The organism is Desulfosarcina cetonica JCM 12296 (assembly GCF_001311845.1).
GTDB classification, from domain to species: Bacteria; Desulfobacterota; Desulfobacteria; order Desulfobacterales; family Desulfosarcinaceae; genus Desulfosarcina; species Desulfosarcina cetonica.
Genome location: NZ_BBCC01000114.1, coordinates 1 through 20065 on the forward strand (window position 1 = coordinate 1; position 20065 = coordinate 20065).

General features: G+C 59.7%; 16 protein-coding genes, 2 pseudogenes and 1 riboswitch. Of the genes and pseudogenes, 1 reads left to right on the forward strand and 17 read right to left on the reverse strand.

Going from position 1 to position 20065, the window contains the following annotated elements; genetic code table 11:
• Positions 1 to 1175: cobaltochelatase subunit CobN (locus JCM12296_RS21765; RefSeq protein ID WP_246804712.1), on the forward strand; the 1175-nt coding region annotated here is incomplete at its 5' end.
• Between the two features lie 182 nt (positions 1176 to 1357).
• On the opposite strand, the gene JCM12296_RS21770 is transcribed toward JCM12296_RS21765, so the two are convergent.
• From JCM12296_RS21770 to JCM12296_RS21825, 17 genes and pseudogenes are all read right to left on the reverse strand, one after another.
• On the reverse strand, positions 1358 to 2104 hold the full coding sequence (locus JCM12296_RS21770) for a sirohydrochlorin cobaltochelatase (RefSeq protein ID WP_281492112.1): 747 nt from the start codon (positions 2102 to 2104) through the stop codon (positions 1358 to 1360).
• Positions 2105 to 2148: 44 nt separating this feature from the next.
• Positions 2149 to 2346: pseudogene (locus tag JCM12296_RS50690) on the reverse strand (sirohydrochlorin cobaltochelatase); the annotation flags it as partial.
• Positions 2347 to 2425: 79 nt separating this feature from the next.
• Positions 2426 to 4558, reverse strand: coding sequence for a TonB-dependent receptor (locus JCM12296_RS21775; RefSeq protein ID WP_246804713.1), 2133 nt, complete (start codon positions 4556 to 4558; stop codon positions 2426 to 2428).
• A 184-nt stretch (positions 4559 to 4742) separates the two neighbouring features.
• A riboswitch (cobalamin riboswitch) is annotated at positions 4743 to 4938 on the reverse strand.
• A 113-nt stretch (positions 4939 to 5051) separates the two neighbouring features.
• Complete coding sequence (locus JCM12296_RS38705) at positions 5052 to 5213, reverse strand: hypothetical protein (protein WP_157067806.1); 162 nt, start codon at positions 5211 to 5213, stop codon at positions 5052 to 5054.
• A 162-nt stretch (positions 5214 to 5375) separates the two neighbouring features.
• A complete protein-coding gene (locus JCM12296_RS21780; RefSeq protein ID WP_054697964.1) occupies positions 5376 to 6110 on the reverse strand; it encodes an ABC transporter permease in 735 nt (244 codons plus the stop codon).
• 34 nt (positions 6111 to 6144) lie between these two features.
• Entirely contained in the window at positions 6145 to 7038 is an 894-nt protein-coding gene (locus tag JCM12296_RS21785; protein ID WP_246804715.1) for an ABC transporter ATP-binding protein, read from the reverse strand.
• 196 nt (positions 7039 to 7234) lie between these two features.
• Positions 7235 to 8191, reverse strand: a complete 957-nt coding sequence (locus JCM12296_RS21790; protein ID WP_246804716.1) for a magnesium chelatase ATPase subunit I — start codon at positions 8189 to 8191, stop codon at positions 7235 to 7237.
• A gap of 70 nt (positions 8192 to 8261) precedes the next feature.
• A complete protein-coding gene (locus JCM12296_RS45310) occupies positions 8262 to 8744 on the reverse strand; it encodes a vWA domain-containing protein (protein WP_246804717.1) in 483 nt (160 codons plus the stop codon).
• Positions 8696 to 9736: a hypothetical protein gene (locus tag JCM12296_RS45315; protein WP_306304106.1), complete on the reverse strand. Its 1041-nt coding sequence runs from the start codon at positions 9734 to 9736 to the stop codon at positions 8696 to 8698. Before JCM12296_RS45315 ends, JCM12296_RS45310 begins: the two co-directional genes overlap by 49 nt.
• Positions 9733 to 10311: a magnesium chelatase ATPase subunit I gene (locus JCM12296_RS45320; protein ID WP_246804718.1), complete on the reverse strand. Its 579-nt coding sequence runs from the start codon at positions 10309 to 10311 to the stop codon at positions 9733 to 9735. The genes JCM12296_RS45315 and JCM12296_RS45320 overlap by 4 nt, the downstream gene beginning before the upstream one ends.
• 80 nt (positions 10312 to 10391) lie before the next feature.
• A complete protein-coding gene (locus tag JCM12296_RS21800; RefSeq protein ID WP_218188219.1) occupies positions 10392 to 10859 on the reverse strand; it encodes a four helix bundle protein in 468 nt (155 codons plus the stop codon).
• Positions 10813 to 12507, reverse strand: a complete 1695-nt coding sequence (locus JCM12296_RS21805) for a TonB-dependent receptor plug domain-containing protein (protein ID WP_172684027.1) — start codon at positions 12505 to 12507, stop codon at positions 10813 to 10815. The genes JCM12296_RS21800 and JCM12296_RS21805 overlap by 47 nt, the downstream gene beginning before the upstream one ends.
• A 282-nt stretch (positions 12508 to 12789) precedes the next feature.
• Entirely contained in the window at positions 12790 to 14271 is a 1482-nt protein-coding gene (locus JCM12296_RS47930) for a cobaltochelatase subunit CobN (protein ID WP_281492113.1), read from the reverse strand.
• 109 nt (positions 14272 to 14380) lie between these two features.
• Positions 14381 to 16580: pseudogene (locus JCM12296_RS50695) on the reverse strand (cobaltochelatase subunit CobN); the annotation flags it as partial.
• An 85-nt stretch (positions 16581 to 16665) separates the two neighbouring features.
• Positions 16666 to 17931 (reverse strand): ABC transporter ATP-binding protein, encoded by a 1266-nt coding sequence (locus JCM12296_RS21815; protein ID WP_054697976.1) that lies wholly within the window; start codon positions 17929 to 17931, stop codon positions 16666 to 16668.
• Positions 17932 to 18062: 131 nt separating this feature from the next.
• Positions 18063 to 19112: a FecCD family ABC transporter permease gene (locus JCM12296_RS21820; protein WP_054697980.1), complete on the reverse strand. Its 1050-nt coding sequence runs from the start codon at positions 19110 to 19112 to the stop codon at positions 18063 to 18065.
• Positions 19109 to 20065 (reverse strand): ABC transporter substrate-binding protein (locus tag JCM12296_RS21825; protein ID WP_054697984.1); only part of this gene is annotated, 957 nt, incomplete at its 5' end. The genes JCM12296_RS21825 and JCM12296_RS21820, both read right to left, overlap by 4 nt.

Genomic DNA, 20065 nt, shown 5'->3' on the forward strand with positions numbered 1-20065 from the left:
CGCACATCCTGCCCACGGGCCGCAACTTCTACTCCGTGGACCCCCAGAAGATCCCCACACCGGCGGCCTGGGAAACGGGCAAAAAACTCGCCGATGCCCTGATCGCCCGGTATCGAAAGGAACATGACCGCTATCCCGACAACGTGGGCCTGATCCTGTGGGCCAGCCCCACCATGCGCTCCAAGGGCGACGATGTGGCCGAAATTCTCTATCTGCTGGGCGTGCGCCCGGTGTGGCAAAAAGGATCGGGCAATGTCCGCGGGGTGGAAATCATTCCCGCGTCAGAGCTGGGCCGGCCGCGCATCGACGTGACGCCGCGCATTTCCGGCATCTTCCGCGATGCCTTTCCCCTGCTGGTGGACCTGATCGACAAGGCCGTGCAGATGGTGGCGGCGTTGGCGGAACCGCCGGAAGGCAATTTCATCCGCCGCCACGTGATCCGGGACATGCGCGACCTCACCGCCGATGGCCTGGATGAGGACGCCGCCTTCCGCCAGGCCACCTTCCGCATCTTCGGATCCCCGCCGGGCAGCTACGGCGCCGGCGTGGCGCAGCTGGTGGAGTCCAAGCAGTGGCAAACCACCGACGATCTGGGAGAAATGTATATCCGCTGGTCATCCTACGCCTACGGCCAGCAGACCTTCGGCGCACCAGCCGAATCCGTTTTCCGGCGGGCCCTGGGGCGCATGTCGGTGACGGTCAAAAACGAGGACACCCGCGAAAAGGACATGATGGCCTGCACCGATTTCTACAATTACCACGGCGGCCTGATCACGGCGGTGCATGCCGTGCAGGGCCGGCGTCCCTTCTCCCTGGCCGGCGACAGCGCGGACCCCGACCAGGTGGTCGTGCGCACCACCACCGAGGAGGCCCGGCACATCTTCCGCGCCCGCCTGCTCAATCCCAAGTGGCTGGAAGGCCTCAAACGGCACGGCTACAAGGGGGCCGGCGACATCTCCAAGGCCATGGACATCATCCTCGGCTGGGATGCCACCGCCGACGTGGTGGATGACTGGATGTACCGGCGTTTTGCCGAACGCGTTCCCTTGAACCCGGAAATGGCCGACTGGATGAAAGCAGTCAACCCTTATGCATTGCACAACATCATCGACAAACTGCTGGAGCCGCCGGCCGGGGCATGTGGCAGGCGGATGAGAAGACCATCGACGCCTTGAAAGACGCTTATCTGGATGCTGAAGGAGAAATCGAGGAAGTGACGGATCGGTGAACGGTAACCGGTGATCGTTGGAGCGGGATAGACAAACAAAACGGCCCGAAAGTATCGCGGGCAACCCTTCCCGCCAGACGATCGAGCCGTTTTTATCCCTTATCGGTGACTCACCTTACAAACAGGCTTTTACTTCAACGCAATCCCCGCATCCTTGGCGGCATCCCGGATATGGTCGACAAAAATTTCGGCAAAGGCGTCATTGGTGCCGAGACCTTGCAAAACCGGCATGACTTTCAAGCCCTGTTTCTCGATCAACGTTTTCCAGGAGTCGTCTTCCGCGCTGGCCATGTCGTTGGTCGCATGATCGCCTGCCACGATCATGAAGGGCTTAAGCATGACCTTGCTGCCCTTGGCATGGGCGGAGAGATATCTCAGGACATCGTCTATCGCCGGATAGCCTTCCACGGAGCCGATATAGGTTTTCACGTCGGGGTACATCTCACGCATGGCTTTGGTGGTTTCGCAATAAACACCGGTTGACCAATGCTCGTTGCCATGGCCCATGTATACCAAGATGGCCTTGTTTTTCTTGGCCAGGGCAAAATCGCCGGCCAGCGTCTGGATGGCTCTTTCGATATCTTCATGATAGTCGTATTGCGGTCCCACGGTGCCCAGTGCCGGACGGCCCAGGGCAATTTTATCAAAGGGCCGCCATTTGGGTTTTAGAGTGCGGATGGAGCGGATAGCATCCACGTAGGCCGCCAGATCACTGGACTCCTCCATAAAAAACATATGTGTGGGCTGCACGATGATGTCGGTGTAGCCCTCTTCCTGCAGGTCGCCGAAGGTGGCGATGATGTTCTTGACATAAAGAACTTCCTCAGGAACCCCCTTGCCGAGCCATTCCTTGGCGTTGGCTGACGCTTTTTCCATATCGAGCGGATGATGTTGGAAGTAAAGGTAACCTTCACCGGGACCCCGGGAAACGCTTTTTTGATCTGATCCTGGATATTGGTGATGGCGTTCACCGCCTCGGGCACGGTGGTACCGAAGCTGGCCAGGATAATGGCGGTTTTGGATTCGCTCTGGTGCTCACCGCCGGAAGCCAGCGCCTGGATGGACATCGAGGCCACCAGGAACATCGCCAACAAACAAATCATGAAATTTTTTCTCATCTTACATCTCCTTCTGGTTACGTTGGGTTATGATACGTTTGCAAAAAACCGGCTCGTCAAGAGCTGGGCCACATTGCTGTTAGAACTTGATACTAACGCCGGCCTCCACATAGGCGCCATCAAGGACATAATAGGCGGTGAGCGGTTCGCCGCCGGGTTCGGTCAGCTCGCCATCCGTATTGATGGCCCGTTCCATCTTCTCGTCAAAGATGTTCTTACCCAGGATCCAGACCTTGTAGCGGCTCCAGGTGTAACTAATCGATGCGTCGAAGGTGGTCTTGGAAGGATAGGTCAGACTGTTGAGATAATCCAGGTAATACTCGCCCCAGATGTTGGCGTCCACGCTGGCCCTGAATCCATCAAAAGGGTAGAAATCAAGACCCACGCGGCCGTTGAATTCAGGAATACCGTTGACCTGATAGCCATCCAGGTCGGCCAGAACGCGGGTGTTGGATGGGTGTTCGTAGACACGGGCCGTGCCCTTTTTCCATTCGGCGTTAATATAGGCGCCCGACAACCGGTAGCCCAGCCAGTCCAGCGGCCTTCCGTCGAGCTCCAGTTCGACGCCGTAGGTTTCGGCATCGCCGGTGTTCTTTTGACCGTAATAGGAACCGCCTTCATAGTAGCTGCCAAATTTGTCCTTCGTCTCCGTCAGGTATACGGTAAGGGTCATGTTCAGACCGCGATTCACCCGGTGCTTGTAGCCCAACTCGAAGGTGGTCGCTTCCTCGGGCTTGAGATCCTCAGGCCGGTTGTTGGGGCTGCCGTAATTGGAGGCCCAGAAGTAATACTGGGGGCTGGGAAACCAGTAATTCCGGCTCACCGAAAAGTACAGATTGGCATTGGGCGTAAAATGGTAGGCCGGCGCCACGGACCAACTCCATTTGGTGTCATCGGCATCCACCTGTTCCGGCACCTTGTTTTCCAAGGTCAGATCCACCTGATCGATGCGAACGCCGATCTTCAATCCCCAATGGTCGCCGAACATCAGGTCATTGTCCCAGAAAACACCGATATTGGTTTCCTCCAGATCCAGATCGTACGCTGCGGTGCTGACGGTTCCGGCGGTGTCGTAGGGGTAGGTCCGGCGCTGGCTGAAGTCCACCGCCTCGTAATTGACACCGATGGTCGGTGTGTAACCGATCGCACCGAAATTCATGGCATAACCTGCGGAAAGGGTCGCCGTATAGGTATCCTGTTCGCGGTGGTCCTCATCGCCCCGGCTTCTACTGGATGAATAGTAGATATCCTTGGTGTCATAGTAGCGTTCATCATAGCAAGTGTAGGACAGCGTGCCGTCGACGAACAGGGGATTCCCCTTATGGGAGAAATTCAGCGTATAAATCGCCGATTCCTGCTCGGTCCGGTTGTTCCAGACCAGGTCGTCATCGTCCACGGCCCGGGGAAAATGGATATTCCGGCGGTAGTTATCCAGTTGCCATTGGTATTTGTAAAGATCGTAAGCCGAGTCACGGTCGTAGTCCACCCAATTGGCACTGACACCAATGCGGGTCAAAGCCGAGAGATTGTAGCCCAACTTGAGGAGGCCCGCCGTACGCGACTCATCTTCCTCCTCGTAGCCATCGGTCTCAAAATAGGACAGATCCGCATAGTAATCCCATTGGTTCAAGCGGCCGTCCAGGCTGCCTGAGACGTTGGAAGTGCTCCAGGATCCGTAACTCCCGGACAGCCGGACGTTCAGCGGCTTGTCTGCCTGACCCTTTTTGGTGATGATGTTGATCACGCCGCGGGCGGATCCCGGTCCATAGGCGATGCCGGCCGAACGCAGGACCTCGATACGGGCGATCTGCGAAACCGGAATGAGATCCAACTCCTCACGGCGGTTATTGCCGTATTTCTGGGGCACGCCATCCACCAGGATCACCGGTCCCCCCGCCATGGAGCTACGGGTTCCCCGAATCGACAGCGATGTACTGCTGGCGCTGGTGTTATAGACGCCGGGAATGCGCTCCAGGGCCTCGATAATGTTTTTCGCCCCCATCTGCTCCAGATCGGCGGCCGTGATCACCGAGATACTGGCTGGAGTATCGATCATTTTTGTCTTGCTGGTCGAGGTGACGACGATCTCATCGAGTACGTGGGTCTGCAGCCCATCCTCATCCGCCAGCACTGGCAAAGGACACATCAGCAACCCGATCATCACAGCCAATCCACCCAAGACGTTTCGTCCGCCACTTCCCTTGATTTTCACTTTTTTCTCCTTCCCATTGGAATCCGTAACAACGTTCGAACCAAACTAACCCAGTGAAACCAGCCGTCGGAGAAAAAGTCAGGCGGTGACAGGCCCGGACAAAAAAACAACATGGGCATGTAACGCCCCCTTAGAAAGGGAGCGCGACATTGACGTGCCGGCAAACTTAATTCTCGAAGCTATGGCCGGTATACGTACTCTGGCAGGTCTTCTGACTTTCCCCGTCCTTTTAAGCGCCTTCCCGTTTCAGTTCGCTGAAACAGTGTCCGATGCCCAAGGATGTTCCCGGCATGGCCGGGAGGGATCACAGCGGCGGATCCGTCTCCGATTCTCACGGAGTGCCCTATTTTGCTTCTCGCACCAGAATACAGAACCTTTTTTGACGGATTCGTAAAAAGCCCGACATCGGCGCCTTCGCGAATCCTTCGTCACTGCGGCGTACGCAAAAGTACGCCTCCTTTTTGAAGTAAATGATATCAGCGCACGGCGAAAATCAGTTCCCGCTGACACCGAGCCCTTCATGCGGATACAGGCCCATGGCCATGGCCAATCCGGCCATATTCTTGCGCATCCACAACCGCAGGCAGCGGGTCAATTTAGGATCGTGAAAATGGATCACTTCTCCCAGCAGTCCAAATCGTTTTGTACACGCCAATATAAATGCATTTTTCTTCCCTTTACGTCCTTAGAATTCAATGCGCATGGGTTTCTCTCAACGGTAGGGGCGAAATTTTCGCCCCCCACCATGGGGCTTAAAATGTATAGGACACGCCTACCCTGTAATTTCGTTTCTCATCTTCATCCTTTATGTCAATTATCAATCCCGCGCCTTGTTCACGGTCCCTAACGCCAGCCAAAAAAACACCAATCCCGCTGCCGTCAGTAAGGCATAGGCCTGCCACGCGGGATTTTCTCCAAAGGCCGTACTGCGAATCGCATGGGATGCATGGGTCAATGGCAGAATCGATAATGCCTTTTGGGCCCATAGCGGAAGACGCTCCAAAGGGAAAAAAGTGCCACCCAGAAAGGCCATGGGCGTGATGACAAAACTGGTCAGAAGACTTTGGTCGGCGTGGGATTTGACCAGCATGGCCAGGGCCACGGCCAGGGAGGCGAACACGAAACTGTTGAGCAATACCGCCAGCCAAAGCAGCAGGCCGTAATGCAGCCGCACGCCGAACAGCAGACCCAGGATCAGAATCACACCGATGGCCAACAGTGCCCGGGTCATGCCGGCCAGCACCTCGCCGGCGACGTAGGCGACATTGCGGATGGGGGCGGCCTGAAACTCCTCGAAGATATACCAGTAGAAGCGCGCCACATTGATGTCCGTGGCAATACCGAAGCTCTGGGTCATGCTGCTCATGGCAATGAGGCCGGGAATGAGAAATTCCAGGTAGGTATGCCCATCGAGGCGTACCGCATCGCCCATGGCGTACCCGAAGGCGATCAGATAGAGCAGCGGCGAAACCGCCATGCCGGCGATCTGGCGTTTGAACCGGCGTTTGAGAATCAAAGCTTCGCGAAAGTAAACGGCGATGAATCCTTGCATGGTAAAACCTTTACTTAACACTGATCGATAGGATTTAGTGAGCACCATGACCGGCATGGGCCTTGGCGGCATGGGTACCATGCCCGCCCGGAGCATGATTCCCATGCCCCTGATGACCGTGCGCCGATTGGCCCTGGATGGCGGCTGCCGCGCCCTCTTGGGCCCCCACCTTTTTTCCGGTCAGGGACAGAAAGGCGTCTTCCAGGTTGACCCGGCGCAGGGTGAACCCATTGTGACCCGCCGCACCCGATGCCTGGGCCGCCTCCCGGCTGGGGAAATAGGCCGATGTCATGCCATCGTCGGTCATCCAATCGATGGCCCAGTGGCCGACACCGGCCATCAGGTTCGTCGGCGTGTCCACGGCCACGATCTGACCACCGTCCAGGAAGGCCACCCGGTCGGCCAGGAACTCGGCCTCTTCGATGTAGTGGGTGGTGAGAAAAATGGTCGTGCCGTTTTTCTGAATCTTCTTGATCAACGACCAGATGCGTCGCCGGATACCGGCATCCAGGCCCACGGTGGGTTCATCGAGAAACAGGATACGCGGATCGTGCAACAGGGCCCGCGCGATCATGACCCGGCGCTTCAACCCGCCGGACAGCTGTTTGACCAGGCTGTCCGCCCGATCGCGAAGTTCGATATAGGTCAAGAGCGCGTCGATGCGCTGTTTACGGGATGACGCCGACATGCCGAAGAGCCGGCCGTGGATGTCCAGGTTCTCGCCCACGGTCAGTTCGCTGTCCAGGTTGACGTGCTGGGGAACCAGGCCGCATTGGCGTTTGGCTGCCACGGCCGCCGCTTTGATGTCGTGGCCGTTGAGCGCCGCGGTCCCCGCCGTCAGCCGGGTCAGCCCGGTGAGAATCCGGATCGTGGTGGTCTTCCCCGCTCCGTTGGGTCCCAGGTAGGCGAACAGTTCTCCGGCCGGCACGTGCAGGTTAACGCCGGATAGGGCTTGGTGATTGCCGTATGCTTTTGCAGGTTTTTGATGTGTATCAATTTCTATGGTCCTCTGGAAAGACAGTGTTAAGTAGTTAAGTTTTAAGTGTTAAGTTGAGGAATACGGTCAACTATAAATCGATTCCCACCCTTCCCTTAATACTTGGAACTTTACACTTAACACTTTTTTATCCTGCCCTGCGCGATCTCAATTTCTCCACATTATCCGCAATCTCCATGAGTGGCTGGCGTCGCACCCGATGCGGCAGGGCCAGTTCGGCGGCGGTCTGAATATCGCCGGATGCGACTTCGTTGCGGCCTTCATAGGCGGCCAGGGTCTTGGCGGTCTTGAGGATGATGATATCGCCCCGGTGGCCGTCCACGCCCACGTCCAGGCAGTATTGGGCGATCTCGTAAAGGCGCTTCCTGGCCACCGTCACCTGGGGATAAAGGGTGGTGGCCGCCAGGATGCGATCGGTCAAGGCTTTGGATTCGAAGGCCCACTGGCGGATGAAATCCTCCGGATGATCATCGAAGGCGGCGCGCCGCTCCATCACCACCACGCGGTCATCGGCAGCGATAATGCCCTCGATGTTGACGCACAGCCCGAAGCGGTCGAGCAACTGCGGTCGCAATTCTCCCTCCTCGGGATTCATGGTCCCCACCAGGGTGAATCGCGCCGGATGAGAAAAGGAGACCCCTTCCCGCTCGATGCTGTTAACGCCCATGGCCGCCGAATCGAGCAGCACATCGACCACGTGGTCGTCCAGCAGGTTGACCTCGTCCACATACAAAATCCCCCGGTGGGCTGCGGCCAGCAGTCCCGGTTCGACCCGTTTCTCGCCTTTTTTCAGTGCATGTTCCAGGTCCATGGTGCCCACCACCCGATCCTCGGTGGCGCCGACGGGAAGCTCGACCACCCGCACCTTACGGCTCCGGGTCGGCGGGAGGCCGTCGCCGGGCAGGTTCAACAGACGGACGATTTCCAGATACACCGCCTCTTCTTCCCCGGGCGCCAGTTGAAAGGGGTCATCGGCGTAGACCTCGATCTGGGGCAAAATATCGGCCAGGGCCCTCACGGCCGTTGACTTGGCGGTGCCTTTCTCTCCGCGGATCAGCACGCCGGAAAGGCCGGGGTTGATCACGTTGAGAATCAGGCCAGCTTCATCTTCTCCTGGCCGACAATGGCCGTGAAGGGGTAGATCGGTGCGCTTTTCACAGGTGTTGTCCTTTCACGAGATTGACCAGGCTTTGGGCCTTGAGGTCGTCGATTTTGAAATAGCGGGCCTTGAGGGCGGCCGCCAGGCGCCGCGCCAAGCCGAAGGTCACCAAACCGGCCTCCTCGGTATCCACCACGATATGCTGGATCCGCTCATCCCGGCCCATGGCCGTGGCCAGACGCAGGGCCTCGTCCACCGGTTTACCCTCCCCCAGGGCCACGTTGCTCTTCCCGTCGGTGATCAGGATCACGATGGGGCGTGCGGAAGGATCCTTGAGCAGCATGTTGCGCACCTGCTCGAAGGTTTTGGTCAGGCCGGCCGACAGCGGCGTGCGCCCGCCCACGGGGAGTTCGGCGAGCAGCTTGCCGGCCAGATCCACCGATGTCGTGGGCGGCAGGTTGACGGCCGCGTCATTCCTGCGGAACGAGATCATGGCCACCCGGTCCCGCTTCTGGTAGGCGTCCAGTAAAAGCGACATGACGGCCCCCTTGGACGCGGCCATGCGGCCCCGGCGCCCATGGAACCGCTGGCATCCACGGCAAAGAAGATAAAGTTACCGATCCGCTTCTCGCGGATCTTCCCCCGGACATCCGCCTCGGTCAGTTTGACGCAAAGGCCGTTGCCGTTGCCATTGCCGCGCACTTTCTGATAGGGCGCGGCGGCCCGCAAGGTGGCATCCAGGGCGATGTCGCCGTTTTGCCGGTTCATGCAGCTCTTGACGTAGCGCCCCTGCTTCTGGGAGACTCGCGTGCGCGACCGCCGGCCGGAGCCCCGGCGAAAGAGGCGGTCCTTGGGGACACTGAGCGGCTTGACCTTGAAGGTGGCCCCGATCTCGAAAATGCGATCCTCGCACCGGTCGGGCTTCTGGGCACCTCGATCGGGCGACGGCGAATCCTCGTCCGGTGTCGGGTCGGTCCGATCCGGCCCGGGCGATGGGGGCTGCCCGGCGTCACTTCCCGCTTGCGGTTCCTGGGGCGGCTTTTCATCCGGCGGTAAATCCTGGGGCGGATCGTTCGCCTCGTGTTGAGAATCCTCCAGTGGTGGTGGCGGGGGCGGCTGAGCGTCGCGACGCCGATGCACCAGGACCATGGAGGCCACCTGCCGGATATGATCCACGGTGACCTCGGGCGCCGAGTTCAGGGCCGCCAGGGCCAGGGCCGCCTGTTCCATCACCAAATCGGCCCGATGACCGGCAACAAAGTTCTCGATGCACAATTCGCTGATAAAGCTACGCAGATGGCGGGGCATGCGAACCGCCGGCAGGTTGACCCGTCCGGTTCGGATGCGGCGGGCCATGCGTTCGTTCTCGTCGGCAACGGACCGCAGGAAACCGGTGGGATCCGCATCAAAAGCTTCGCGGCGCTGCATGAGCCGCACCCGGTCATCCAGGGATTCGACGCCGGCGGTCTCCACGCACAGACCAAAACGGTCGAGGAGCTGGGGTCGCAGTTCCCCCTCCTCGGGATTCATGGTGCCCACCAGGATAAACCGCGAGGGATGGCGGAAGGAAATGCCCTCCCGTTCGATGATGGTCTCACCCGAGGCTGCCGCGTCCAGGACAATGTCGACGATGTGATCGTCCAGCAGATTGACCTCGTCGACATACAAATACCCCGGTGGGCCGCGGCCAGCAGGCCCGGCTGAAGCGCGCGCCGGCCTTTTCTGACGGCCCATGCGAAATCGATTCCGCCGGCGACCCGGTCCTCGGTGGCGTTGAGCGGCAGGTTAACCACGCGCACCCGCCTTTTGACGGTTTTCATCCGGCCGGCCTGCCGCCGGCAATCCTCACAAAAGGCCTCGGGATAATCCGGTTGGCAAGCATAGGCGCAGCCCGCGACCACATCGATCTCGGGTAAGATGGCCGCCAGGGCACGGACTGCCGTCGACTTGGCCGTGCCCTTTTCGCCGCGGATCAGTACGCCGCCGATGGCGGGGTTGACGGCATTGAGCAGCAGGCTTTGCTTGAGGGCGTCCTGACCGATGATGGCGGCAAAGGGAAAAACGGAATGAGAGGAAGAGTGAGAGACGGGGGGACGAAGAGGCACTGGGACAGATTGTGTTGTAGACACACACGCGTCTTTTAATCGAGAAACGGTGCCTATCTCGCTGTTTTTTTTGGGCAACATTAATTGATGGTCCATTTTTCTGGTTGCTTGATCATGTTAACGATTTTGCCTTGGATGTTTTCATAAGATTCATCCAATGCCTTCGCCTGATCTTCTCTCAGATATCCGCACTTGTATGTAAATTCGATCCATACTTGGGTTTCGGCCGCCTCTGCTTCCGCATCACTCAATTTACTGACAAAGGCCTTGGGATATCGTCTCTTACGCCATGCTTCGGCAATATTCGCACAAACCGATCGGGAAGATCGCCGAATCTGATCGGTCAATGAATAGCGTTCCTCGGCGGGAAATGTTTTGCTCATCATGTATATGTCCATCGCCGCTCGCATGGCTAATTGATAAACATCCAAATCCCGAAAATGCCGAATTCTCCCCATCACCCTCTCTCCGTTTCCCCCTGTCTCAATCAAATCCGCCAACTCATCCCCACCAACCAACACAACGGCGGCGCCAGCAAGCGTCGGCATAGTAGTAGGTCTTGTCGAAGAGGTTTTCGATTTCGGTAAACAGGCTGAAGCGCCCGAAGGCATACTCAGCGCGTAGATCGGTAAGCATGTATTCCGGCACGGTCTTGGTGTTGGCCGTGTTGCGGTAGACTTTGGAAACATACTTGTTGGTCAGCACGATGGAAACCGGCCGGGTGGGTTTCCAGTAGACGTCCAGGTGGATGGTGTGCCTGGCCTTGGCCGGCAGCCATCGATCGACCTCCTCGTTGACGGCCTCCATATAGGTATAGCTGCCTTTGATCTTGAGCGTGTCATGGGCTTTCCAGGCAACGGCCAGGTCGCCACCGGTGTAGGTGACCAGACCGAAGTTCCGGTATTGTCCGATGCCGTCCTCGCCGGTGACGTAGGTGATCCGGTCGGCCAGCCGGTTGTAGAAAAGCGAAATGCTGCCGGAAAGCCTCGCATGGGGTTCGACGAACAGGGACAGGCTGTAGTTGTCGGCCGTCTCCATGTTGAGATCGGGGTTGGGGCGGGTCGAGCTGGTCTGGTTGTAGCGCTGATAGAAAGACGGGGTGTTGTCGGTTCGGCTGTACACGGCGCTTAATCGCCAGGGTGTTTTTTTGTAAGTCAGTTTGACTTCCGGGTTGACGGCATCGTCAAAGGCCGAATTGACGTTTCCGCGCAAGCCGGCGGTCAGGGTCAGGCGCCTATCGAACAGGTGCAGGGTCTGGGCGGCAAACAGGGATCCGGTTTGCTCCTGCTGGTCGTCGAAGTTGGTGCCCGACGCGCGGCTCAGGCGAAACGCGGCGCCGGTGTTCAGTTCGCCCCATTTACCGGTGGCCTTGGTGACCGACAGGTCTTCTCCCCACTCGGATACCCGCAATCGCTGATCGATGCCACGGCTGCGGTCGGTATTGTGGTTTTGGCCTTCGTTGAAAAAGGTCGTGCTGGTCACCGGATCCCAGCTCGCCCGCAGGGAGAGGTTGGTGTTGTCGGACGACTTGCGCGCATGCGGCGTCGGATAATCGGGCAGGCCGCTGGATCCCCGCTCGTCTTCCAGATGGTCCACCGACAGGGACAGGTGTCTTCCCGGGTCAATCGCATAGCCCACCTTGGCGCCGCTTTGCCAGCGCTCTTTGTCATTGTTGGTCTTGTATCCGTCGGTGGTTTCGAATCCGCCGCTCACCCCGGCCGACCAGCGGCCGGCGGACATCTGCAGGTTGGCATAGCCGTAGCCGGTACCGTAATTGCCACCATAGACCTTGACATTGCCGGTCAGGCGCGTGGCCCGCTGGGTGGTGATCAGGATCACCCCGCCGGATGCATCCTGACCGTAACGCAGCCCACCCTTGCCGCGCAGGACCTCGATCCGTTCCACTTCGGCCGGCGACACCAGCTCCCAGTTGACGGCCCCGTGACTGGAGGTGGGATCGTTGATGGGCCTTCCGTCCACAAAGACCTTGACCTTGTAGACACCATGGATTCCCACGGACGAATCGCCGGCGGTCACCCCGGGAACGTGGTTGAGCACGTCGGCCATTTTATGGGCCTGCATGGCACGGATCTCCTCGGCGGTGATCACGATGGTATCACCGTTGTCGGTGGCGGATGGCTGGGCCTGATCATCGGAAACCGTCTGCGCATGGGCGAAACCCGCCATCGACGGCATAAACAAGACAACCCAACAAACCAAAGCACGCAGCATTACCCGTTCAACATGTTTCCGACAGATCATCAGTTCTCACCCAGCTATCCGTTACCGATCTCTTCTTCGCGGTCGTGGACCGCTCCCACAGCCTCAGCTCCCAGTGTCTGTCCTGAAAGGGTAGATTTCGCCTGAGTTCGAGGCGGCAGGTGGATTCAAACCGGAGGAATATATTTAATATTTTGAGGATTTGAATCCACCTGCCAACGTGGAAATCGGGTGAAATATGCCGTTTCAGGATAGACACTAACGGTCGCTCCACTCTTCTATTTCCCCATCCATCTCCAAATACGCATTACGCAACTCCTCGGTCATCTCCTCACCGGCGTCCCACATGCCGCGATGGATGGCTTCCAGCAGCTTGTCGAGGATATTCTGCAAGGCAAAGGGGTTGACCTGTTTCATCCATTCCTGCATCTCGGGATCCAGGGCATAGGCGTTGGCGATCTTCTCATACATCCAGTCGTCGACGACCTCGGCGGTGGCGTCCCAGCCCAGCACCACATCCATCATATGGGAGATGTCGCCGGCGCCCTTGTATCCGTGGCGCTTCATTCCTTCCAGCCATTTGGGATTGACCAGCCGGGAGCGCAACACGTGCTTGGCCTCCTCGAAGGTGGTCCGGATCTTGACCCGCTTGGGATCGGCGGAATCGCCCATGACGGCAAAGGGCAGGCTGCCGCGCACGGTCTTGGCCGCCACGATCATGCCGCCGTAGTAGTTGTAGTAATCGGTGCACGACATCATGTCGTATTCCCGGGAGTCCTCGTTCTTCACGGTCACGTCCATGCGTGCCAGGTGCCGGCGGTAGACGTCGGGTTTTTGCTTCCCATAGCTGCCCCGACCATAGGCGTGGGAAGAATAACGGATGTAATTGTTGCCCAGATCCGCCTGAGTCTCCCAGTTCTTGGACTCCACCAGTTCGGCCACGCCGGCGCCGTAAGTGCCCGGCGGGCAGCCAAAGACACGGAAAGTGGCCTCGCGAAAAGCGTCTTCTTCGCTCATGCCCATCTGGCGGTATTCCTCGAGGTCCTTGAAGACGTTGCGACGCACGAAATTGGACTCGGGCGGCTCCTTGAGGGCCGCCACCATGCACACGGCCTCGTCGACGCGCTCGACCAGGTTGGGGAACGAATCCCGAAAAAGCCCGGAGATGCGCGGGGTCACATCCAATCGAGGGCGTTTCAACTCACTGGCCGGAATGACTTCCAGGCCGGTCACATTGCCGCTACCTCTGGCCCAGACCGGCCGCACCCCCATCAAATAGTAAATCTCGGCGATGTCGTCGCCGCGGGTGCGCATGGTACTCGTACCGTAAAGCAGGATGCCGATATTGTCCGGGTAGCGGCCCGATTCGGCCATGTAACGCGCGATGAGCGCATCGCCCAGGCGCACGCCCACCTCCCAGGCCGCCGGGGTGGGGATTTTGTTGGGATCCACGCTGTAGAAATTGCGCCCGGTGGGCAGGATGTCGGCCTGGCCGCGGGTGGGCGCCCCCGAAGGGCCGGGCGGCACGAATCCGCCGGTAAAGCCGGTGAAGCTGGCATCGATCTCCTCGGCGCAGCGTCGGATACGGGGTACCAGGGTATCGGCGATATAGGTGAGAACTTCCGCGGCTTCGGCCGAGGTGCGATCCAACACAAGGTTGATCAGCGCCGGCACGCGTTCCGGCCGGTACCCCGCGGCCGCCAATCCATGGGCCAGGGCCAGGGCCTTTTTCGTGGGCATGGCGAATGATTTCGGCGCCGCTCAGCCCCCTGAAGCGCGCCGGCCGCTGGCCACGGTGATCGAGCACATCGTCGTAATCGAATCCCATGCTGCGCACCATGGCCTCGCGCAGGGAGGGAACGCTGCCGTTGGCCAGGCGGGTAAGCTGCACCACGAATTCCTCCAGCCGTGCACCCTCGGGCGGCATGCCCATGACGTGCAGGCCGTCACCGATCATCGTGTCGGAAAGCTCTTCGATGTAAGCGTGCAACCGCTCCAGGAAGCCATCGAAATCGGCCAGGGCGGTCTCCCGGGTCAGTTCCAGATCCTTGTCCAGGCTGGCCGCCGCCACCGCTTCCCAGATCATGGGTTTGAGGATCTCCACCTTGGCCGGATCCTCGGCAACGGCCACGGCGTAGTCGGTCACCAGGCCCTGCACCTTACCCAGGTCGTCGTATAGATCGGCATTGGTGTAGGCCGGGGTCAGGTGGTCGATGATGCAGGCATAGCTCCTGCGCTTGGCTGGGTGCCTTCACCGGGGTCGTTGATGATGTAGGGATAGACATTGGGCAGCTCCATGATGGCCAGATCCGGGTAGCAGCTCTCGGACAGTCCCAGGGCCTTGCCCGGCAGCCATTCCAAACTGCCGTGCTTGCCCACGTGCATGACCACGTCGGCTTCGAACACATCCCGGATCCAGCGGTAGTGGGCCAGGTAGGGATGGGGTGGCGAAAGGTACATGTCATGGTAAATCGCGTCGATCTGCTCCAAATACCCCCGCGGCGGTTGAATGGTCATGAAGACATTGCCGTTGACGATACCGGGAAAATGCATCTGATGGTCGTGAACGAACAGATCGCCCGGGATCTTCCCCCAATCGGCGGTCATTTTCTCACGCACCGCGTCCGGCAAGGCGGCATGCCAGAGTGTGACCCACACCGGACCGGCATGGGCCTCGGCCCGTGCGGCCAGTTCATCGGGCGTCAGCCAGCGTTGATCGCAGGTCATGCGGCTGAGCATGTCATGGGCCAGCTCGTCACCGTCGGTGTAGGTGCGATCGATGCGGTAGCCATCTTGTCGCATGCGATCCAGCAGGGCCTTGACGCTGGCGAAGCTGTCCAGCCCGGCGGCACAGCCGATACGGTCGTTGCGCGGCGGGTAGTGATGAAAAATGATGGCCACGCGGCGCTCGGCATTGGGTTTGGCCGAAAGCCGCCCCCAGTTAAGCGCCAGCCGCACCATTTTATCCACCCGCTCTTGGATGGGCATGTTTTTGGCCAACAAGGCGCCAGTCACCGGATCAACGGCATCCTGCTCGCGGGTGGCCACCGGCACGGTAATCAGGCGCCGTCGAACTCGGGTTGGGCCGCCGCATAGGAGACGTCCATGGGGTGCATGCCCTGAGGACTCTCCTTCCACTGGGCGTGCGGGTTGAGGGAAACCATGGCCTGGATGCAGGGCACGTTCAGGCGCGGTAAAAGCGCCTTATACTCCGGTGCCGCCAGGGTGAGGGAGAAGAGCAAGGGGTTGATCAGCACTTGGATGCGGGGCCGGTCACCCGCCATGAAAAAGTGCTCCACAATATAGTCGGCGCCCCGATTGCCCCGATCGGCGTCCTTGTAGCGCTGGTGGAACACCGGGATGACGTTGGCCCCCTGGGCCTCGATGGAGCGGATGATGGCATCGATAAAGGCCAGATTGTTGTTCAGCCAATAGGTCTGGTAGAACCACAAGCCCACGGTGAGTTTTTCCGGATCGATCCCTTGCGCCAGATAATCGTCCAGATCGGGAATCCCGGGCAGGTCCGGATGGTAAATGCCCTCCTGGGGCAGGACCACGGGCGGACGACAGGTCTCCTCCACGGAAAAAAGATGGTTGTACAGATAAATCAAGAGTTGGTGATAGTTTAGATGACCGCCTTGCCTCAGGTAACCCGCCAGCGTGTCCCAGGCCGGGGTACCGAAGGCCGGGGAGTACTCGCGGGCCGCTTCCACCGAGTCCTCGTCGCCGCCGGTAGGCTGGATGTGCAAATAGGGCCGACGATCCTCGGGCGGCGCGGTCAGCGCCGCCATCAGACGGTCGAAGGCCGGGAAGGACGGCTTGCCACCGTGCAGGCTGACGATGATGGCATCGGCCCCGATGGCCTGGTCCACAAAGGCCTGCTGGCGTTTTTCGTCGAACAATTGGGTCTGGGTGCGGGCGTGGACATGGATCTTTCCACCCCCATCGATAAACTGCCGAACCCCTTCGCTCAAGGAGGGCATCTCCATGGCCGTGGCGGAGTAGTAGCACAAGGTGTAGGGTTGCATCGTCTCGTCTTCTCCCATCATCGATCAATCGTGACGGATTCGTAAAAAACCCGATATCGGCGTTACGCGTTCATCAAGGGTGAATTCCCATCGGTGGACAATCCGATCATACCGCTTCCCGCATTTCGGGGTATGGGGCACTGCCCCCGCCGCCCATGGCGGGAACGCGCTGATCGAGCGCCGCCAAGAGTTGCGCCATGTCGGCACAGCGGATGATCTGCCCGTCCGCCGGCAGGGCCAATTCCCTGCCGTTTGGGCGCAGGCTCAACACGGGTTTGCCCTTCGCGAGGACGGTGTTCAGCAGGTTGATGTTCCCCTGGTTCATGGGGCCCACCGCAAAGCCACAATCGATGACCACATCGCACACCGCCAACCAGCGCCGGGCCTCGGCCAAGGCCCGGTCGTCGATGGCCTGCATGGCCGCCTGGCAAATGCACTCGGCCCCCAGCGAGCGCGCGACGAAATAGTCCAGGTCATTGGTATGCAGAACGCCGGTGGCCATGCGAAATCCCCGCTTGGAAAGCATGCGGTAGATCAGCGCGCCGCTACCCATGCCGGCCAGCACGAAGGCCCGGCCGCGGTTGCCCGTACCGCGCAATTCAATACTACCCAGATGATGATCGAAATCCGCCCCGTCGAAATCGTACAACCCGGCCACGGCGCTGTTTTCGAGTACAATCTCGGGCATGCCCCAGTCGACCAGGACGCCCGATTTGACCAGCGCCACCCGGTCGGAAACCTTGGCGGCCACATCCACGTCGTGCAGGGATGCCAGGACGGTGATGCCCTCGCTGCGGCACAGGTTGCGCAGGATTCCCATCACCTCCACCCGGTGCTTCAGGTCCAGGTGCAAGGTGGGTTCGTCGAGGAGCAGCAAACGCGGTTGTTGGGCCAGCGCCCTGGCGACCAAGGCCTTCTGGCGCTCGCCGTCGCTCAGATCGCTGAAGGTTCGTGCGGCCAGGTCGTCGGCATGCACGGCGGCCAAGGCATGGCGGACCGCCTGGTGATCGGCCGCACCCAGGCGGCCAAGAAAATCCGTATGCGGATAACGCCCCAGGGCCACGAATTCGTAAACCGTGAACAGCGGCGGCGAGATCTTGTCGGTCAGCACCACGGCCATGACCGCGGCCAGTTCCATGGCGCTCATCTGATCAAGCGGCCGTCCGGCGATCGCGATATGGCCGGCAAGCGGGTCCAGGTGCCGCGAGAGGGTTCGCAGTAGGGTGGTCTTGCCGGCGCCGTTGGGCCCCAAAAGAGAAATGAACTGGCCGGCCGCAAAATCCAGGTTCAGTCCGCTGAGAACGGCCTTGTCCTTGTAGCCGACGGTCAGGTTGCGGCAGGTCAGGATGGATGGGGCTGTTTTTTCGTTCATGGTGCACCTCGTTTTATTGTTAACCAACGCCTTATCCACAGAAGACAGGGTGATGGGGTGAAACGGAGACGCGGAGAAGAAGTACACCCCCGCTCCCCTTCTCCGTTTCACCCTGTCTCAAATCAAGCCCCTCACATCTTCACGCTGCGTTTAAGCAGCAAACCGATCACCACCGGCGCGCCGAAAAAGGCCGTAATGGCCGACAGCGGCAGCTCCACCGGTGAAAGCGCCATGCGGGCGATCAAGTCGCACAGACTGGTCACCAGGGCACCCACCAGGCAGACACCGGGTATCAGGATGCGGTTGTCCGAGGTCTGGAAAATCAAACGCGCCATGTGGGGCACGGCCAGGCCCACAAAGGCCACCGGTCCGGCAACCGAGGTGATCATGCCGGCCAGGGCGCAAGCGGTCAGTAGAATCAGTACCCGAAACCGGCGGATATTGACCCCCATGGAGGCGGCGTAGGTTTCGCCGAGCAGAAAGGCGTTGAGCGGCTTGCTGAGGAAATAGACCAAGCCCAGGATCAGGCCGCCACAAAGGATCATGACACCGATCTCGCTCCACTTGAAACCCGAGAAGCTGCCCAGCTGCCAGAGCACGAAGCCTTTAATCTTCTCCTTCTCGGCCAGGGCCGTAAGCACGCTGGTGACCGCATGGCACAGGTAGCCCATCATCAGCCCGACAATCAAAAGGGTGATGCCGTTTTTGACCTTGGACGCCACGGCCACCACGATCAGCATGACCCCATAGGCGCCGATGAAGGCGGCGATGGTGGTCATGAAGGGCGAGAGCACGGTCATGCCCACGGTCAGGGAAGTAAGCATCACCATGGAAACCATCACCGTGGCGCCATGGGAGATGCCCAGAATAAAAGGGCCCACGATGGGATTGCGGAAGTAGACCTGCAGCAACAGTCCCGAGGTTGCCAGAAAAGCGCCGCCCAGGATGGCGGCAACCGCCCGGGGAATACGAATTTTCCAGACGATCGCCCCCGTGGTGGTGCTGAGGTGGGGATGCCAGATGGCCTGCCAGACCTCGGCCGGGGAAAAGGAGACCGATCCGATACCGATGTTCAGGATCAACAGCACCGCGGTCAACCCGCCCAGGAGGGTGAAGGCGACCACCGGTCGCCGCAGGATGAGCGGATTCCATGTGGAAAGGGTTTGCTGGGCGGTGCTCATGAAGGATCTTCCTTGTCGACGGGATCCGTATCGGGCAGTTCCACGAAATAGCGGCGCTGATAGTTCGGATAGGCCTCGGGATGCAGAATGGCGGCGATTTCGGTGAGAATTTCATCCAGGTGGTCTCCGGATTGAATATACCAGGGCTGCGGCGCATACACCTTGCCCGTCTTGATCGGCCGGATGTCGGCGAGCAGCGGATTCATCCGCGCCAGGGCCGCCTTGGAGGTCACCCCGGCATCCCGGGTACGATAGGTGAAAAAGATGTCGGCATCTTCTCCGCTGTAGAGGAAGCGTTCGACAGTGATTTCGATGCAGGAGGTGCCATACACATCGTCGAACAGGTAATCGCTCTCGGCAAGCCCCACCAGTTCTCCCACCCAGGCGTTACCGGGCTCCACCAGCACCCGCTTTTCATAGATGTCGCCCCACATCACCTTGGGGGGCGGACCACAATCGGCCGTACGTTCGCGGATATCGAGCAGGGCTTGGTTGACCCGGTCGAAAAAGGCGTCGGCTTGCTTCTCACGATTGAAAAACGGCGCCAGAAACTGAACGAAGCGCATGCGCGCGTTGAGGCACATGGCCATCGGCGTGGAGGTAATGGCGCAGGGGATGCCCAGTTCGTCGAGCATGGGAATCACGGCAGGGTCCCAGGTGAGTACCAATTCCGGTTGCTGCTTTTTGAGGCGTTCGAAATCGATGCTGCTGGCGTCACCCAAATAGGCGATTTTACCGGTCGCCATTCCCTTTTTGACGTCGTCGGTATACCAGCGCTTGGCGGGCGTGGTGACCCCCACCAGGGTATCGTCCAAAACGCCCAAAGCGCGCATGATGGCCACGTCAAAATACCCGTAGGCCACCACCCGCTTGACCGGCGTGCGCACGATGTGGACAGGGACCACATCCGCGGGCGCCGCGGCATCCCGGGGAATCAGCACCAGGGTGCGGCC

What these genes read in the sequence shown, in the direction of transcription:
- JCM12296_RS21770 (WP_281492112.1), bottom strand. Translation starts at nt 2,104, where the DNA reads ATGGAAAAAGCGTCAGCCAACGCCAAGGAATGGCTCGGCAAGGGGGTT.
- JCM12296_RS21780 (WP_054697964.1), bottom strand. Translation starts at nt 6,110, where the DNA reads ATGCAAGGATTCATCGCCGTTTACTTTCGCGAAGCTTTGATTCTCAAA.
- JCM12296_RS45310 (WP_246804717.1), bottom strand. Translation starts at nt 8,744, where the DNA reads ATGTCGCTTTTACTGGACGCCTACCAGAAGCGGGACCGGGTGGCCATG.
- JCM12296_RS45315 (WP_306304106.1), bottom strand. Translation starts at nt 9,736, where the DNA reads ATGAATCCCGAGGAGGGGGAACTGCGACCCCAGCTCCTCGACCGTTTT.
- JCM12296_RS21800 (WP_218188219.1), bottom strand. Translation starts at nt 10,859, where the DNA reads ATGCCGACGCTTGCTGGCGCCGCCGTTGTGTTGGTTGGTGGGGATGAG.
- JCM12296_RS21805 (WP_172684027.1), bottom strand. Translation starts at nt 12,507, where the DNA reads ATGCCGTCGATGGCGGGTTTCGCCCATGCGCAGACGGTTTCCGATGAT.
- JCM12296_RS47930 (WP_281492113.1), bottom strand. Translation starts at nt 14,271, where the DNA reads ATGCCCACGAAAAAGGCCCTGGCCCTGGCCCATGGATTGGCGGCCGCG.
- JCM12296_RS21815 (WP_054697976.1), bottom strand. Translation starts at nt 17,931, where the DNA reads ATGAACGAAAAAACAGCCCCATCCATCCTGACCTGCCGCAACCTGACC.
- JCM12296_RS21820 (WP_054697980.1), bottom strand. Translation starts at nt 19,112, where the DNA reads ATGAGCACCGCCCAGCAAACCCTTTCCACATGGAATCCGCTCATCCTG.